At 40.4% G+C, this 17,123-nt stretch carries 12 protein-coding genes; 4 read left to right on the top strand and 8 right to left on the bottom strand.

Annotated elements, in window-relative coordinates; genetic code table 11:
• Positions 1-59 precede the first annotated feature (59 nt).
• Both AN393_RS06350 and ggt read right to left on the bottom strand, forming a co-directional pair.
• A complete protein-coding gene (locus AN393_RS06350; protein WP_055017630.1) occupies positions 60-1,754 on the bottom strand; it encodes an NAD-dependent malic enzyme in 1,695 nt (564 codons plus the stop codon).
• A gap of 142 nt (positions 1,755-1,896) precedes the next feature.
• Positions 1,897-3,675: a gamma-glutamyltransferase gene (gene ggt, locus AN393_RS06355; RefSeq protein WP_055014795.1), complete on the bottom strand. Its 1,779-nt coding sequence runs from the start codon at positions 3,673-3,675 to the stop codon at positions 1,897-1,899.
• Positions 3,676-3,772: 97 nt separating this feature from the next.
• Between ggt and rrtA the strand changes: the two genes are divergently transcribed.
• Positions 3,773-4,366, top strand: a complete 594-nt coding sequence (rrtA, locus tag AN393_RS06360) for a rhombosortase (protein WP_055014796.1) — start codon at positions 3,773-3,775, stop codon at positions 4,364-4,366.
• 29 nt (positions 4,367-4,395) lie between these two features.
• Here rrtA and AN393_RS06365 read toward each other — a convergent pair whose 3' ends face one another.
• From AN393_RS06365 to AN393_RS06385, 5 genes are all read right to left on the bottom strand, one after another.
• The gene (locus AN393_RS06365; protein ID WP_055014797.1) at positions 4,396-6,900 is read right to left on the bottom strand and encodes a prolyl oligopeptidase family serine peptidase; all 2,505 of its coding nucleotides are present in this window, start codon (positions 6,898-6,900) and stop codon (positions 4,396-4,398) included.
• A gap of 104 nt (positions 6,901-7,004) precedes the next feature.
• Positions 7,005-8,168 (bottom strand): endonuclease/exonuclease/phosphatase family protein, encoded by a 1,164-nt coding sequence (locus AN393_RS06370; RefSeq protein ID WP_055017631.1) that lies wholly within the window; start codon positions 8,166-8,168, stop codon positions 7,005-7,007.
• A gap of 103 nt (positions 8,169-8,271) precedes the next feature.
• Entirely contained in the window at positions 8,272-9,423 is a 1,152-nt protein-coding gene (locus tag AN393_RS06375; protein WP_055014799.1) for a 5-(carboxyamino)imidazole ribonucleotide synthase, read from the bottom strand.
• A 2-nt stretch (positions 9,424-9,425) separates the two neighbouring features.
• Complete coding sequence (gene purE / locus AN393_RS06380) at positions 9,426-9,908, bottom strand: 5-(carboxyamino)imidazole ribonucleotide mutase (protein ID WP_055017632.1); 483 nt, start codon at positions 9,906-9,908, stop codon at positions 9,426-9,428.
• Positions 9,909-10,058: 150 nt separating this feature from the next.
• Positions 10,059-11,648, bottom strand: coding sequence for an ABC-F family ATPase (locus tag AN393_RS06385; RefSeq protein ID WP_082422686.1), 1,590 nt, complete (start codon positions 11,646-11,648; stop codon positions 10,059-10,061).
• Between the two features lie 634 nt (positions 11,649-12,282).
• Between AN393_RS06385 and AN393_RS06390 the strand changes: the two genes are divergently transcribed.
• Positions 12,283-13,494, top strand: coding sequence for a porin (locus AN393_RS06390; RefSeq protein ID WP_055017634.1), 1,212 nt, complete (start codon positions 12,283-12,285; stop codon positions 13,492-13,494).
• A gap of 103 nt (positions 13,495-13,597) precedes the next feature.
• Here AN393_RS06390 and AN393_RS06395 read toward each other — a convergent pair whose 3' ends face one another.
• Complete coding sequence (locus AN393_RS06395; RefSeq protein ID WP_055014803.1) at positions 13,598-14,512, bottom strand: LysR family transcriptional regulator; 915 nt, start codon at positions 14,510-14,512, stop codon at positions 13,598-13,600.
• Between the two features lie 106 nt (positions 14,513-14,618).
• Here AN393_RS06395 and AN393_RS06400 point away from each other — a divergent pair, with 106 nt between their 5' ends.
• Together AN393_RS06400 and AN393_RS06405 are read left to right on the top strand one after the other, a co-directional pair.
• Entirely contained in the window at positions 14,619-15,794 is a 1,176-nt protein-coding gene (locus AN393_RS06400; RefSeq protein ID WP_055017635.1) for an MFS transporter, read from the top strand.
• 23 nt (positions 15,795-15,817) lie between these two features.
• Complete coding sequence (locus AN393_RS06405) at positions 15,818-16,957, top strand: MFS transporter (protein ID WP_055017636.1); 1,140 nt, start codon at positions 15,818-15,820, stop codon at positions 16,955-16,957.
• Positions 16,958-17,123 lie beyond the last annotated feature (166 nt).

The raw sequence follows: 17,123 nt of genomic DNA on the forward strand, positions 1-17,123 counted from the left end.
TTTTATAACGGGCTGTAACACAGTGTACAGCCTTATTTACTTTACGTGACTCAGCGTAATTAAATGCTACAACGTTTGTAGTTACGGTATTTAGGTAACCAGTAATTTTTGTTAATAGCAGCCCACAGTGCATCATCGCTAATCTCTAGCGCTACGCCCTCTTCGATTGCTTTTTTAGCTACTGCAAATGCAATACGCTTACTTAATGTTTCAATTTCGGTAAGTGCAGGTAATAAGCTGCCTTTGCCAGTGTTTGCACGAGGTGATGACTCAGCAAGCATTTCACTGGACATACTCAGCATTGCATCAGTAATGCGTGTTGCCTTTGCTGCAATTACACCCAGACCAATACCTGGGAAAATATAACTATTATTACATTGTGGAATTGGGAACTCTTCACCATTAAATTCTACTGGCTCAAAAGGACTACCCGTTGCTACAAGTGCTTTACCTTCAGTCCATTTAATAACATCGGCTGGGTGTGCTTCAACCTGCTTAGATGGGTTACTTAATGGGAATATAATCGGTTGCTCACAGCCTGAGTGCATAGCGCGGATAACTTGCTCAGTAAATAAGCCCGGTTGCCCCGATACACCAATTAAAATATCAGGTGCTGCACAGTGCATTACATCTAATAATGAAGCGTATTCGCCGCTGTAAGTCCAATCACTTAAAGCCGCTTTTGGTTGTGCTAGTGCTTGTTGGAAGTCGCGTAAGCCTTCCATGCCTTCTGTTAGTAGGCCAAAACGGTCAACCATAAATACTTGGCTGCGCGCTTGCGCTTCGCTAATGCCTTCAAATACCATTTGGCTAATAATTTGTTCAGCAATACCACACCCGGCTGAGCCTGCACCAACAAATACTACTTTTTGCTCGCTAAGGGTTGAGCCTTTAACACGACACGCAGCTAATAAAGAGCCTACCGTTACCGCTGCTGTACCTTGAATGTCATCGTTAAAGCTACAAATTTCGTTACGGTAGCGTTTAAGTAACGGCATAGCGTTTGGCTGTGCAAAATCTTCAAATTGCAGTAATACATTTGGCCAGCGACGTTTAACTGCTTTAATAAATAAGTCTAAAAACTCATCGTACTCATCTTGCGCTATACGCTTATGACGTGCGCCCATGTACATAGGGTCGTTAAGAAGCTTTTCGTTGTTAGTACCTACATCAAGCATTACAGGTAATGTGTACGCTGGGCTAATACCACCACACGCTGTGTAAAGTGATAATTTACCAATAGGAATACCCATGCCACCAATACCCTGATCGCCTAGGCCTAAAATACGTTCACCATCGGTAACCACTATTACTTTTACTTTGCCTTTGGTAGCGTTGCGAAGGATATCGTCAATTTGATAGCGATCTTCGTACGAGATAAATAAGCCACGTGCACTGCGGTAAATATCTGAGAATTTTTCACACGCATCGCCAACGGTTGGCGTGTAAATAATTGGCATCATTTCTTCAAGGTGATCACGCACTAAACGATAGTATAGCGTTTCGTTGTTATCTTGAATGGCACGTAAGTAAATATGCTTGTTTAAGTTATCGTTAAAGCTTGAATACTGCTGATAACAACGCTCAACCTGTTCTTCAATTGTTTCAAAACGTGGCGGAAGCAAACCGGCAAGGTTAAAGTTTTCGCGTTCTTTTTTACTAAACGCACTGCCTTTGTTTAAAAGCGGGGTTTCAATTAGGCCAGGGCCAGAGTAAGGAATATAAAGGTAGTTAGGATCAGTATTAGTTGTCATATTTCCAGGCTTTAACGGAGTCTTAAGTTATGATCTGCCATTATCATTGTAAAAGGTTAAATTGCAATGACAATTCAGCTTGTCAGACCATTGAGAGAAAACACATGCAGGCATCACTGCCTGCATGGCTATTATACATAAATTAAAATTTGATAGTGGCGTTTTTGTCAGTTAAATCCGACAAAGCAACCCCTTCGCGACGCGGGTCGGCACCGCCATACAATTTATTATCTTTGACCTCTACCGCATGTAAACCAGAGTTTAAATCAAGTACACGCACATTATGGCCGCGTTTAGTTAATTGCGGTGCTATGGCTTCAAGCGCGGTGCCTTTTTCAAGGCTAGTGTAATCGTTACGGTTGGTGGTTCTTGGCAGGTTAATCGCCTCTTGGGCCGATAAGTTCCAATCCAGTACACCAATAACCACTTGCGCCACATAATCAATGATACGGCTGCCGCCTGGCGAGCCAACCACTAAACGTAAGCTGCCGTCGTTGTTAAACACCATTACCGGCGACATAGAGCTGCGTGGGCGTTTTCCCGCTTCAACGCGGTTAGCTACTAATTTGCCGTCAATACGTGGCGAAAGCGCAAAATCGGTTAATTGGTTATTTAAAATAAAGCCATTAACCATCACCGTTGAGCCAAACGCCATTTCAATTGAGCTGGTCATAGATACGGCATTACCAAAGCTATCTACAATGGATACGTGAGAAGTTGATGGCAACTCAAAAGAATCATCTTTTGCGTAGCTTAAATAGCCTACGGGGTTACCTGCTACTGCTTTTGTGTCTTGCTCAGTAATAAGCTTGGCGCGTGATGCAATGTACTTTTTATTTAACAGCTCTTTGGTAGGCACTTGCGTAAAATCAGGGTCGCCCATGTACATATTACGATCGGCAAATGCTATGCGTGAGGCTTGGCTAAAGTAATGAATTGCCTCTTCGCTATTAGGCTTAAGCGCACTTATGTCTTTGTGTTCAAGTAAGCCTAAAATTTGTAATACCGCTACACCTCCGCTACTAGGTGGGGCCATAGAGCACACATTATAAGCACGGTATTTAATACACACAGCATCGCGTTGCTTGCTTTTATAATTAGCCAGGTCTGATTCGCTTAATGTACCCGGTGCAATTTTTGAATTTTGCACTGCGTTTACCATTTGTTTAGCGTTATCGCCTTTATAAAATGCATCAATGCCTCGTTTAGCAATGTCTTTGTATAAATTTGCTAAAGGCTGATTTTTTTTAATAGTACCGGCTTTAATTAACTTCCCATTAGGGTAAAAGTACTCGTTAATCACCGGCATGCTCATTACACCTGGGTTTAATTGGCGAGCCAATAACCCGTGTAAACGTGGCGACACCTCAAAACCCTGCTCGGCCAGTTTAATAGCGGGTTTAAATAACTCGCTCCAAGCAAGCTTACCGTATTGTTGATGCGCGTTTGCAAAGGCGTGCAAAATACCTGGCACACCTACAGAGCGACCGCCAACAACCGCCTCAATCCATTTAACGGCTTTACCGTGTTTATCTAAAAACAGGTTTTCGTCTGCATTTTGCGGTGCGGTTTCACGGCCATCAAAGCTTGTGAGAGTGTTATCGGCTTTGTTGTAGTACATCATAAATGTACCACCACCAATGCCCGACGACTGTGGCTCAACTAAGGTCAGAACTAATTGCGTTGCAATTGCCGCATCGACTGCGCTACCGCCTTTGGCTAGAATTTGCTGCCCTGCTTGCGAGGCATAAGGGTTGGCTGCGGCAACCATGTATTGCTCACCTGTGACTAATTGCTTTTGTACAATTGAGGTGGTGGCTTCTGGCTCGCGAATTTCTACTTTGGTAGGTTGTTTGGCTATTGTTGGCAGCGTTACTGCAAACAAACCAATAGTAAATAATGACTTAAGTTTAAAATGCATAAAAATACTAAAAACACTTAATTACGTAGTTGTATTTGGCATCTTAAAGTTAAACGGGCACAATATGCAAAAATTTTGACTAAAAAAATACAATAAAATGCTTAATTTACCGCTTCAACCTCGTTATTTACTTCCACCATTATTTTTGATGCTTTTTAGTATTATTTTTGCTGCATTTGATTTAAATAATTTACTTGAATTTAACCGAGCGCTCATTGAAAACGGCGAAGTTTGGCGGGTGTTTACCAGCCAATTTGTACATGCTAATTGGGTTCACTTAGGGTTAAACGCATTAGGTGTATTTTTAATTTGGTTACTTCATGGTGAGTACACATCGCCTGGGCGTTATGCCTTTAATGTGTGTTTTTTAGCCCTTTGGTGTGGGCTAGGCGTATTATGGTTCTGCCCAGCCATATCTATATATACGGGGTTAAGTGCCCTATTGCATGGTGTCATTATTTGGGGAGCGGTGAAAGACATTACCCTGTCGCTTAAATCGGGTTATTTGTTATTTATAGGCGTGTGGATAAAAATAATAATGGAGCAAGTAAACGGCCCCGATGCCACTATAGGTCAATTAATTGATTCAACCGTTGCTATTGATGCACATTTAATTGGCGCTGTTGGCGGCACATTGCTTGCCTTCCCATTGTTAACTAGCTACGTAAAAAATAAAACGCCACTTAATTAAGTGGCGTTTTTATACGTTTTATAAGCTATTTACAGGGTTTCTTTAAATAACTTATAGATACGGCGGTATTCATCTAACCAGCTTGATGGCTGCACAAAGCCATGCGGTTCAACTGGGAAAATAGCCGTTTCAAAGTTTTGTTTCTCAAGTTCAATTAATCGCTGTACTAAACGAACTGAGTCTTGGAAAAACACATTATCGTCAACCATAGGCGCGTTAATTAATAAGCGCTTGTTTAACCCCTCAGCGAAGTAAATTGGTGAGCTGCGCTCATACGCAATAGGGTCTACATCAGGGTGGTTTAAAATATTAGCCGTGTAAGCGGTGTTGTAATGTGCCCAATCGGTTACTGGACGAAGTGCTGCCCCCGATTGAAACAGCTCAGGTGCAGTAAATAGTGCCATAAAGGTCATAAACCCGCCGTATGAGCCACCGTATGTACCTACTGCGTTGGTATCAACATTGGCGTTTTGCGCCATCCATTTTACGCCATCTGCCAAATCTTGCGTTTCAGGTGTGCCCATTTGACGATAAATGGCAGTACGCCAATCGCGACCGTAACCTTTAGAAGCGCGGTAATCCATATCCATCACTATGTAGCCTTCATCGGCAAGTAATGAATGAAACATAAACTCACGAAAATACACAGACCAACCCATGTGCGAGTTTTGTAAGTACCCTGCGCCGTGGTTAAAAATAACCGCTTTACGGGTTTTGCCTGATTCACCTTCTACATAGTCACTTGGGTAATACACTTTTGCGTAAATTGGCTGGTCGGTATGACTCGATGGCACAGCAACAATTTTAGGTGCGGTGAGCTTTTTAGCTAAAAACTCCTCCGATACAGTGTAAGTTAAACGCGTAGCTTGTGTATTTGCTTTAGCATCGGCAACATAAAGCTCTGTTGGCATTGTAATTTTAGAGTGCTTAAGCAGCAATTTACTTTCATCCGGGCTTAGCGTGTAGTCGGTCATACCGTTTAGATCAGTAATTTGCTCATTTTTACCTGTCTGCGGGTTAACACGGTAAATTTCGTAAAGGCCTGGGTGCTCTACGTTTGCCTTGTAATAAATAGCACTGTTATCGTGCGTTAACGTAATGTCCGATACTTCAAACTGGCCACTCGTTAAAGCGGTTGCTTTGCCATTAAGGGGTTTTTTGTAAAGCTGGCTATAGCCCGATTCTTCTGAGAGGTAATATAAGGTGTTGGAATTATGTAACCAGCCAAAATTGTTAAACGCGTAAGCTATCCACGCATCATCATGTAAGCGGTGCTGCGATACAAGCTCGTTTTTATCAAAGTCGATTGTGGCTATCCAGCGGTCTTTGTTATCCCATGCTTCTAGCATAATAGCGACTTGTGTGCCGTCATCATTCCATACTATGGGGGCTTGGTTTAAACCCCAATTAGTGATTAAGTTAATGCCACGTGGTGACTTTTTAGATTTATACGTTTTACCCTCTCGCGCGTAGTTTTCTTTTTTAACCTCAGCTAAAACATCTTCATCAAAGCCCGGTAGCGTATCAAAGCTCAGTGGCGTTTGTGTTTTATCTACAAGATTAATGTGTATTACACGTGATGTTTGCTCTTTTGCATCAGCAACACGACGGCGCACTTTTTTAGGCTCAATGGTGGCATCATCGGTGATGTAGTTAGGCATAATATCGCCTTTATCACGCCAAGATTGCTGCTTTTGCAGAACAACAATTAAAGCATCGCCGTTTGGAGATAGCTGCGCTTCTTTAATGACGTTGCCATCACCTAAGTAAAAAGCAGTGTTAGCAATGGAGCTATTTTGCGCGTTTATTTGCTCATTGCGTGTTTGACTGTCCTGTTTGTTTTTATGCTGTAGCGCCACAAATTCAATTAGTTTGTGCTGCTCTTTGGCTAGGTAACTACTTGGCTCTTGTAACCCTTTTGGTTCATCTGCCAATTTTAAGTTAACAAGCTCTGTAGTTAGCCCTGTTTTTAAATCAACTTTAAAAAACACATTACCTTGGCGGTAAACTAAATCACCATTATTTAAAAACTGTGGTTTAGACTCGGTTGCAGAGGTAGCCGTTATTTGTTTAAGTTCACCTGTCGTTAGGTTTTTAACAAAAACATTGCCTTTAAACGTATAAGCTTGAAGTGTTCTATCAGATGAATAAACCGCTTTAGAAGCGCCTATGGTATGTAGCTTATCCAGTGATACCTGTTGAGCATTTTTACTATTAATTTGTTGGCTATAAATATCGTTTAGGGTGCTGCCTTGCTGCTTTTGAGCATAAATAATGCTAGTTGAGTCACCTGCCCAGTAGGCATTTTTAGGCTGGTTACCTATCCAATCTGGGTTTGCCATGGCCTGTTCTAAGGTAATATTTTGTGAGCCGGCATCAGCAGGTGTGTTTACAACCGCTGCAACGGGAGTTGCTTGTAAAGCGCTTTGCTGTGATAAAGAGGTATTAGCGGTAGCACTACAACCTGTAAGCATAATGCTTGAGGTTACAGCAAGCGCTACTAATGTTTTTGATGACGATAAGTTAAAAATCATAGTGCTTCTGAACGGTTATTATAATTGAACCGTATTTAAGCAGAAGCACTTGAGTTATTGCAATTTTTTAAGATAAATAACACATTTGCACGGTAAAGCTGAGTTTACTCTATTAGCAAATCTAGCCACACCAATCGATGATCGCTCGATGCGTTTCTGTCTTTTATTAATCTATATTGCTCGCTGTTTTTAGTAGGCCAAAACACGCCGCCGTCTTTTATTTTAAACCCATAGGTAGAAGGTAAAACATAATCTACACGTGCTTGCCAGTTAGCGGTAAAATGCTTAGCGTATGGCTGCGGGTATTGCTCTTTAGCACCAGCGCTTTGTGGTATAAATTGCGAATTTATTAGCGGGTTATTTAAAATTTGATAGGTGGTTTCTAGCCGTGCTTTATCCCCTTCAGCTGCGGCGTTTAAGTCACCTAATATTACAAACCGCGAGTTTGCATCTAACCCGCCTTTTTGGCCTTTATCGTCATAAATATAGGGCTGATTAGCAACATAATCAGCAATTAATCTCACTTCATCGTGATTACGTTTGCCGTTTCTGTCTTCATCACCATCAAATACCGGTGGTGTTGGGTGCGAAGCAAGTACATGCACTGTTTTATTGTTTACGACAACGGGTACATCCCAAAATGATTTAGAGCTGAGCCTAAGCGCTTGCCATTCTTGCGTGTTATACCAATTTTCTTTTGTTTTAGGGTCAATTGGCATTTGCGCATCAGGCATATCTTTATATTTAAAGGTTTGTAATGTACGTAGTTTTTCAATATTAATTGGGTATTTAGACAATACAGCCATGCCATAATGCCCTTCAAAAAAACCAAAGCCTTGTGCATCCCCCATTACTTTTGTTTTTTTACCGTTGTTATCAAGGTCAAAGTCAGTCGCTAAGCCCGTATTCACTGGGGCTATAAAGCTGTATGGGTAATCAATTGGTGATTGTTTATTTTGACTCACATTTAAAAAATGGCGTTTAAAATAATCTATACCTTGCGCTTTTGGTACGTAGTCAAACTCGTTTAATAAAATAATATCAGGGCGAACACGCTGAATTATTTCGGCAATATTTTTTATTTGCTGGTGGTTTGATTTTAGTGCATTAACAAGTGCATCAGGATTAACTTGTTCGCCTTTTGGCGTGTGATTAGTCGCATCCATACTCACGTTAAAGGTGGCAATACGAAGGCTTTCGCTGGCTGTAGCATTTAAACTAAATGAAGCGACAATGGCTAATGCGCCATAAAGTAATTTTTGTTTCATTTTTTTACTTCAAAAAATTAAAAAATAGACTTTACCAGTATTACACAAGTAATACCTATTTTTATGACAAAAAAATACCGGCTAAAGCCGGTATTAAATTACGCTACTCACTTAGCATGAGCGCAGTTGCGGCTTTTAAAACACCGGGGTAGTCCTGCTCAGGAAGGTAATCGGTAAGTTGCCCAAGTTTATCGGCTAAATTGTTAATGCTATCTGCAGATACATTAATATGCCCCATTTTACGCCCAGGTTTTGCTGCTTTTCCGTACCAGTGGCTAGTTACATCACTAACGTTTAAAACCTCGGTAGGAATACATCCTTGGCCCAGCACGTTAATCATGGCGGTAATATGTTTAAGCTCTGTATTACCTAGCGGTAGACCTGCAACAGCGCGCATATGGTTTTCGAACTGTGAACAATGGCTGCCTTGCTGTGTCCAGTGCCCAGAATTATGAACCCGCGGCGCAATTTCGTTAACCAGTAAAGTGCCGTTAACATCAAAAAATTCAATGGCAAGTACGCCAACGTAATTAAGCTCGTTGGCAATTTTTGTAAATGCACTATGGGCTTGCTGCTCAATCAGTGTGTTATTTTTACCTGCAATCGATAATGTAAGCACGCCGTTGGTGTGCTCGTTTTCAGTAATTGGGTAAATAGCTACATTACCGTGTTTATCGCGTGCGCCAATAATAGAGACTTCACGGTCAAACGGGATCATTTTTTCAGCAATAATACTGTGCGGTGCATCCTGAGTGCCTGAGGCAATAAAGTCAGCCATTTCAGACCAAATTTGCTCTATTTGGTCATCTGATTTTAAACGCCACTGGCCTTTCCCATCGTACCCTGCTTGGCAGGTTTTAATAACCAGCGGCTTACCAAGGTTTTTAACCGCTAATTCTAAGTGCGCTTTTTCTGTGATCAGTTGGTAAGGCGCACATGCAACGTTTGTTTTATCGAGTAGCGCTTTTTCTAGTGCGCGGTCCCCACCGGTTTTAATGGCGGCTTTTCCTGGATAAAATTTATTACTGTTACAGCACAGTGTTAGTACATCATCAGGAATGTGTTCAAACTCAGCGGTAATCGCATCAGCGTCACTAATTGCTTGCTCAAGTGTGGTAGTGAAAACTTCACCTGTTAGCGGGTGCATAATCTTTTGGCTGCCTACATCGTACGCAACCACATTTAAATTAAGGGGGGCGCCTGCTAGGCTCATCATTCGCGCAAGTTGGCCGGCACCTAAAATTAAAATTTTCATTTTTACTCTGCAGGATTAGGGTTAGCTAAAATACTCTCGGTTTGCTCTTTACGAAATGCTTCAATTTTTGCAAAAATCTTTGGGTTTTGGCACCCTAAAATTTGTGCAGCCAGTAAACCTGCGTTAGCAGCGCCCGGCTCACCAATGGCAAGTGTCCCTACGGCTACACCTTTCGGCATTTGGCAAATAGACAATAACGAATCGACACCGTTTAAGGCTTTAGATTTAACCGGTACACCTAGCACAGGAAGCGATGTAAATGCTGCTGCCATACCGGGTAAATGTGCAGCGCCACCGGCGCCAGCAATAATCACTTTTATGCCACGATCGCTTGCTGAATTTGCATAATCTGCAAGAAGTTGAGGAGTGCGGTGCGCAGAGACCACTTTCGTTTCGTACTCAATACCAAATTTTTCGAGCATGAGTGCTGCGTGTTCCATGGTTGGCCAATCTGATTTAGAACCCATAATAATGCCAACAGTCATAAATACTCCTCAGTAATGTATTTTAAAAATAGCGGACTTATGTCCGGTTTTAGGCGGGTATTATACCCAAACCAAGTTTAATTGCGACTCACAAAAACAAAAAAAGCCATGTTTAAACATGGCTTTTAAAGAGATGCAATTACAAAGCGATTATACTTCTTTGCTCGCTAGGTATTCACTGTAGTTGCCTCTAAAGTCAATCACCTGGCCGTCTTTAATCTCCCAAATACGGGTAGCAACTGATGATACAAACTGACGATCGTGCGAGACAAATAATAATGTGCCTTCATAGGCTTCTAATGCAAGGTTTAACGCCTCGATAGATTCCATATCCATGTGGTTTGTAGGTTCGTCCATTAACAGTATATTTGGTTTATGCATCATAATTTTACCAAATAACATACGGCCTTGTTCACCACCTGAAATAACTTTTACAGACTTTTTAATATCGTTTTGCGAAAACAACATACGCCCTAAAAAGCCTCGAACCACTTGCTCGTCGTCACCTTCTTGTTGCCATTGCTCCATCCACTCAAACAAGTTCATATCTTTTTCAAACTCGTCAGCATGATCTTGCGCATAGTAACCAATGTTCGCATTTTCAGACCATTTAAACTCACCCGTTTTAGGTGCCAAACGCCCTGCAAGTGTGTTTAGTAATGTTGTTTTACCAACACCATTTTCACCGATAATGGCAATTCGCTCGCCAACTTCCACTAAGCCTTCTAAATTTGAAAACAAGGTATTGTCTTCAAAGCCTTGGCTAAGGTTACTTATCTCCAGCGCGTTACGAAATAGTTGCTTTTCTTGCTCAAAGCGAATAAATGGAGACTGGCGAGAAGAGGCTTTCACTTCTTCTAGCTGAATTTTATCAATGCGTTTTGCACGCGAGGTAGCTTGTTTAGCCTTTGATGCGTTTGCAGAAAAGCGTGATACAAACTGCTGTAGTTCAGCAATTTGGCTTTTCTTTTTAGCGTTTTCGCTTAATAGGCGTTCACGAGCTTGCGTTGCTGCAAACATGTACTCATCGTAGTTACCCGGGTAAATACGCAGCTCACCGTAATCAATATCGGCCATGTGCGTACATACTGAGTTTAAAAAGTGACGGTCATGCGAGATGATGATCATGGTGCAGTCGCGCTGATTAAGTACATCTTCTAACCATTTAATGGTGTAAATGTCCAAGTTATTGGTGGGCTCATCCAGTAACATAATATCAGGATCAGAAAACAGCACTTGCGCAAGTAATACACGTAGTTTAAAACCTGGCGCTATTTCAGACATTGGGCCGTAATGCTGCTCAGTACCAATACCAACACCTAGTAAAAGCTCACCGGCTTTAGACTCTGCAGAATAGCCGTCCATTTCGGCAAATTCAGTTTCTAAATCGGCTACTTTCATGCCATCTTCTTCGCTCATTTCTGGTAATGAGTAAATGCGGTCGCGCTCTTGCTTAATATCCCATAATTCTTTATGACCCATGATCACCGTATCAATTACAGAGTATTCTTCGTAAGCAAACTGGTCTTGGTTTAGTTTAGCCACGCGTTCATTTGGATCTGTACTTACGTTACCTGAAGATGGTTCTAATTCACCACTTAGGATTTTCATAAATGTAGATTTACCACAGCCGTTTGCACCAATTAAACCGTAACGGTTTCCTTCGCCAAACTTTGCAGATATGTTTTCAAATAACGGTTTAGCACCAAATTGCATGGTGATGTTAGCTGTACTAATAATAGCGCTACCCTCCAAGGGGACATGATGTATTTAAATTGCGCGCAGTTTAAACTAAATACAGCTTTTTTTCTATGAAAGTTTAGGGTTGAAAGCACCCGAACTGTACCCTATTCCACTCATTAAATACCTAAATTAATCCCTAGCAAAGAGTGCTTAAAACGTGATTAAGTCAGTGAATGCTTATTCAACTAAAAAATGAGCTTATATCAAATATCACAGTTCGATTCATGCGCCATTACACAATTTTACTTGCCACCAATAAAGCCATTTAACTTAATAAGTCGATTGTTTATCGCAAAGCATTTTATAAAACAGATAGCAGCGTATATATTTATGATATAAAATGATTTTTAGAGTTTTTACACTAGCGTTTTATTTTTATTCAACTTGAAAAATTCTCATTTTTAGCGCAGTTTGAACGCGCGTTTTTTAATCCTATTTAACTAGCTTTTAATCAAATAAAACCCATTCCTTAACAGTATAAAAACACCATTAACCTCCAGTGAATATTTATTCAAATTAGATTCTAATTTCAATGATAATTTTTCACTTTTGAGCCCATAATGGCTTTGCTAGTCTCATCCTTTGAAAATTTAATCTCATATTTAAAGTTAACACACACAAGGCATCACAAATGATTAAAAACTTTGTAACCCTGCTATTAGGAACAAGCATTGTAGTCGCGCCAGCGGTTTCAGCAATAGAGCTCTATAAGGATGATAAAAACACAATTAAAGTGGGTGGTTACCTTGATGTGCGCGTTATTAATACCCAAAACCAAACCGAAGTGGTAAATGGTACATCGCGTATTAACTTTGGGTTTACTCGAGAGCTAAAAAAAGACTGGTCTGCACTTGCGCTAGTTGAATGGGGTGTAAACCCTGTTGGTAGTAGCGATATTATTTACAATAACCGCTTTGAGTCTATTCAAGATGAGTTTTTATATAATCGTTTAGGTTATGCTGGCCTATCTCACGAAAAATACGGACAAATTACCATTGGTAAACAATGGGGAGCGTGGTACGACGTCGTTTACGGCACCAATAACAGCTTTGTATGGGATGGTAATGCTGCGGGTGTTTACACATACAATAAAGACGACGGTGCAGTAAATGGCACAGGCCGCGGTGATAAATTAATTCAATACCGTAATAGCTACAATGAATTTAGCTTTGCAGTTCAGGCACAGCTTAAAAACAGCGAATTTTATACCTGTGATGTTGATAATATTTCTGAAGATGCATGTGAAGCCCTTTGGAATACTGGCGACAGTGCAGCCCAAGAAGTTGAATTTAACTACACATTTGGTGGTTCTGTAACTTATAACGCAACCGATATGCTAACGCTAACAGCGGGAATAAACCGTGGTGAATTTGATGTAACGTACGGTGATGGCACTACCCAAACCGTTGAAGATTTAATTTTTGGTGCCGGTGTTATGTGGGGCAGCATTGAAAAGCCAGGTTTATACGTTGCAGCTAACATTAATAAAAGTGAAAACCACGATACGGATAACCTAGGGCGCTTAATTAAAGACTCTATTGGTGTAGAAACGTTTATGTCGTACCGATTTGACAACGATGTGCGCCCTTTTGTCGCTTATAACATTTTAGACGCTGGTGACGACTATGTTATTCAACCAAACTTTAATGCAGATCCTAACGATGTATTTAAGCGTCAATTTGCTGTAATTGGCGTTCATTACTTAATTGATGAAAACACCATTGCCTATGCTGAAGCACGTAAAGATTTTAGTGACTTTGAAAGTGACGATAAAGTTCAACAAGCGCAAATGGAGCAATCTGAGGACGATGGTATTGCTATTGGTTTTAGATACAAGTTTTAGATGCGACTGAATTTTAAAAAGCCCTGAGATATCAGGGCTTTTTTGTGTCAATTTTGCTATAAGGCCAAGGGTAACCCCTTAATTAAACTTATAATCGAAAATGTTAGCATTGAGTCATGCTTTTTTGAATTTCTGTCCGCGCGTTCAGTGCAATTTCAACAAATGCATCAACTGCGGCGTTGGTAAGTGTTTTTTTAAATTGGATTTCTACTGGTATTTGCGTAGTAATATCGTTAAGTGAAATAAAATGGCACCCTGCACTGTACAACTTGCGAACGCAGTATGGTGCAATAGCGACCCCAAGCCCTGCTGCTACCTCCGTAACTAATGTTTGCATATGCCTAGGTTGGCTAATAATATTTGGCGAAAAACCAGCTTTTTTACATTGCATAATGGTTTCATCAAACAGGCCAAGCGCTTCTTCACGGTTGAAAATAATAAACTGCTCGTTTTTGAAAACCGCTAAATCAATACTGTCAGTAGTAGCAAGTGTATGATTGGTATTTACAATAGCGACTAAAGAATCCACATAGATACAGTGACTAAAATATTCATCAACTATTGAAACCGGTAATGGCCGTGAAAACGCAATATCTATACGCTCGTTTTTAAGCGCCTCTATTTGCTCTGTGGCTGTCATTTCAATAAGTGTAACGTGAACGTTTGGGTATTTTTCTTTGTAGCTACGCACAATCGCTGCCATAAATGTTAAACATGCAGAGCTTAAATGGGCAATGGTGAGAGAGCCAATTTGGCCGATGTGGGCACGTTTTACATTTGTTGTCGCTTGGTCTGTGAGCGCAATAATTTTATTAGCATCATTTAATAATTGCTCACCGGCTTCCGTAATAACTACATCGCGCGAGTTGCGAACAAACAAACTTACACCTAGTTCGGCTTCAAGACCAGATACATGCCTGCTTATTGCGGGTTGTACTGTATGTAATTCTCTCGCCGCAGCAGAGAAGCTCTTATGTTTAGCCACACTAATAAAACTTTTTAGTATTTTAATATCCACAACTTAACCAATAACGAAAATGTATAGATTCTATAAAATAATAACATTTTTGTTATTACAAAAAAGGTTTTATTGTTTACACATTAATTAAACATGGGTATTAAGTATGTCTAGGGTAGAAACTAGTAATCATATAAGTCGATTTTTATTATTGTTAATGACAAGTGCCATTGCTGCAACCACCGCAAACTTGTATTACAACCAACCTATCCTTCCCTTAATAAAAGAAGCGTTTAATTTAAGCGACGCGCAATTAGGAAGCATTCCGGCATTAACACAATGTGGCTATGCCTTTGCACTTTTATTCATATCCCCCCTTGGTGATTCAATCACAAGGCGAAGACTAATCACTATTTTGTCTGGTTTGTTAGTTGCAACGTCGCTCATTGCGGCATTAGCGCCCAATTTAAACGTATTACTTATAAGCGTATTTTTAATTGGCGTAGGCGCTAATATTACACAGCAGCTTATTCCTTTTGCGGCATCAATGGTAAGCGCTGAAAACAAAGGCGCTACGCTGGGTACATTAATGATGGGCTTAACCCTTGGAATATTACTTTCCCGTACGTTAAGTGGTTTTGTGGGTGAGCATTTAGGCTGGCAAAGTGTTTTTTATATGTCGGCAGCATTGGCCTTACTATTTGGCGCCCTTCTCTATGTGTTTTTACCGCTTAATAAACCATCCGCTAATTTACGTTATTTAGCACTTATAAAAAGCAGTTTGAGTTTGTTTAAACAATATAAACAACTGCGTATGTTTACGTTTTCAGGGGCTTGTTGGTTTGCTGCTTTCAATGTGCTTTGGTCAACCCTTGCTATTTATGTAAGTGATGAGCCATTTAATTACAGTGCGCAACAAGCGGGACTCTTTGGTGTTATAGCCCTTGCTGGGGTTATTGGGGCAAAATTGGCGGGTAAGTTTGTAAATAAGTTTGACTCTACAAACGTTATTACACTATCGCTTTGCTTAATTGCGATAGGCTTTTTAATTACAGGACTATTCGGTAGCAGTTTAGTGGCGTTAATCGTTGGCATAATACTCATAGACTTTGGGGTGTTTAGCGCCCAAGTTTCAAATCAAGTACGTGTTTTTAGTATAGAACTCAGTGCACAAAGCAGGATAAACGGCATTTATATGCTCGGTTATTACCTAGGCGGGGCTATTGGTTCTGCTGCGGGTGTAAAAGCATTTGATGTATATGGCTGGTATGGCGTGATCACTATCAGTATTTTTTTCATCGTTACAAGCGCCCTATTTAATGCGCTTGCTAAAAAAGCGTAAATTCAACATAAATTGGAGAGACTATGAATTCACTTAAAGCGGCCGGCAGCTTTACATTATTATGTATAGCTAGCTTAACCATTATGGTTGGCACTCTTTTAGCACCTGGTTTAGTTACCATTGCTGATGGTCTAGGCATACAAAGCAACAGCGTGTTATTAATTACTTTACCTTCTTTAGGTGCTGTGGTGTTTGCGCCTTTGGCCGGCAGGTTTATAGACAAATATGGCGCCTACACCTTACTTATTATCGGCTTATTCTTATACGGCTTATTAGGTGCATGTGCGTATTTTTTACATGGCCCAACCTTAGTATTTATTAATCGTTTTGCTTTAGGCGGAGTAACCGCAGTAGTTATGGCAAGTTGCACTGTATTAATTTCAATGTGGTATAGCGGCACAGCGCGTCTAAATATGATTGCCAAACAAGGCATGGCAATAGAGCTAGGTGGCGTTATATTTTTATTTTTAGGTGGTTTTTTAGCGTCAAAGTATTGGGGGCTACCTCTTGCTTTGTATTTAATAGCTTGGGTGTTTTTAGCAATGTTACTCATGTTTGTGCCCCGAAAACAGCAAATATACACGCAAAACACAGAGCAAACTCAACAAATCAAAAAGAGCAATTCAAACGCATTAACTCTTAAAGGAGTTTATATAGTTTCAACCCTCGCAATGACCATATTTTTTACCTCAACCGTGCTGTTACCTATTACCTTGCACGCACTAAATTTTAATGAGTCTGAAATTGGCCAACTTTTGGCTTTTATATCGTTAGTTGCTGTATTCACCGCGGGTTTTATGCCTAGAGCAACTAAACGCCTTAGTGAAAAAAACGTATTAGCGATTGCATTTATTGCCTTTGGTTTATCTTACCTTTGCTTTATACAATCCAGCACATTGATATTAGTATTAGGCGCGCTATTAATTGGTATTGGCTTTGGTTTTAGCATTCCTCTTTTAAACCACATGACCGTAGAGCTAAGCCCCGAAAACGTTCGCGGACGTAACTTGTCGTATTTTACCATGGCCGTATTCTCAGGGCAGTTTTTTACCTCGTTTATGGAATATATACCAGGGGGTGAACATAACGTATTTATAATATGCAGTATTTTAAGCGCTGTTGTGGCTATCGCCCTTTTTGTAAAACCTAAAGTAACTAAGTAATAATCAAAAGCCGATAGAGTTATCAAATAAGTAGCCAATTATCCCTTATTTGTTGGTTATTTTTATTAATGCACACTCTTTAGCTAAGTTAAGTACTTAAGAATAATTTAGTATGATGTGTTCTTTTACTGTAAGACCACCAGCAATGGTTGTTTATTTTGTAAAG

It is taken from the genome of Pseudoalteromonas sp. P1-25, assembly GCF_001401805.1.
Taxonomy (GTDB): domain Bacteria; phylum Pseudomonadota; class Gammaproteobacteria; order Enterobacterales; family Alteromonadaceae; genus Pseudoalteromonas.

Bases quoted from the DNA above. Each gene is read 5' to 3' on its own strand.
- AN393_RS06350 (WP_055017630.1), bottom strand. From the start codon at position 1,754: ATGACAACTAATACTGATCCTAACTACCTTTATATTCCTTACTCTGGC.
- ggt (WP_055014795.1), bottom strand. From the start codon at position 3,675: ATGCATTTTAAACTTAAGTCATTATTTACTATTGGTTTGTTTGCAGTA.
- rrtA (WP_055014796.1), top strand. From the start codon at position 3,773: ATGCTTAATTTACCGCTTCAACCTCGTTATTTACTTCCACCATTATTT.
- AN393_RS06365 (WP_055014797.1), bottom strand. From the start codon at position 6,900: ATGATTTTTAACTTATCGTCATCAAAAACATTAGTAGCGCTTGCTGTA.
- AN393_RS06370 (WP_055017631.1), bottom strand. From the start codon at position 8,168: ATGAAACAAAAATTACTTTATGGCGCATTAGCCATTGTCGCTTCATTT.
- AN393_RS06375 (WP_055014799.1), bottom strand. From the start codon at position 9,423: ATGAAAATTTTAATTTTAGGTGCCGGCCAACTTGCGCGAATGATGAGC.
- purE (WP_055017632.1), bottom strand. From the start codon at position 9,908: ATGACTGTTGGCATTATTATGGGTTCTAAATCAGATTGGCCAACCATG.
- AN393_RS06390 (WP_055017634.1), top strand. From the start codon at position 12,283: ATGATTAAAAACTTTGTAACCCTGCTATTAGGAACAAGCATTGTAGTC.
- AN393_RS06400 (WP_055017635.1), top strand. From the start codon at position 14,619: ATGTCTAGGGTAGAAACTAGTAATCATATAAGTCGATTTTTATTATTG.
- AN393_RS06405 (WP_055017636.1), top strand. From the start codon at position 15,818: ATGAATTCACTTAAAGCGGCCGGCAGCTTTACATTATTATGTATAGCT.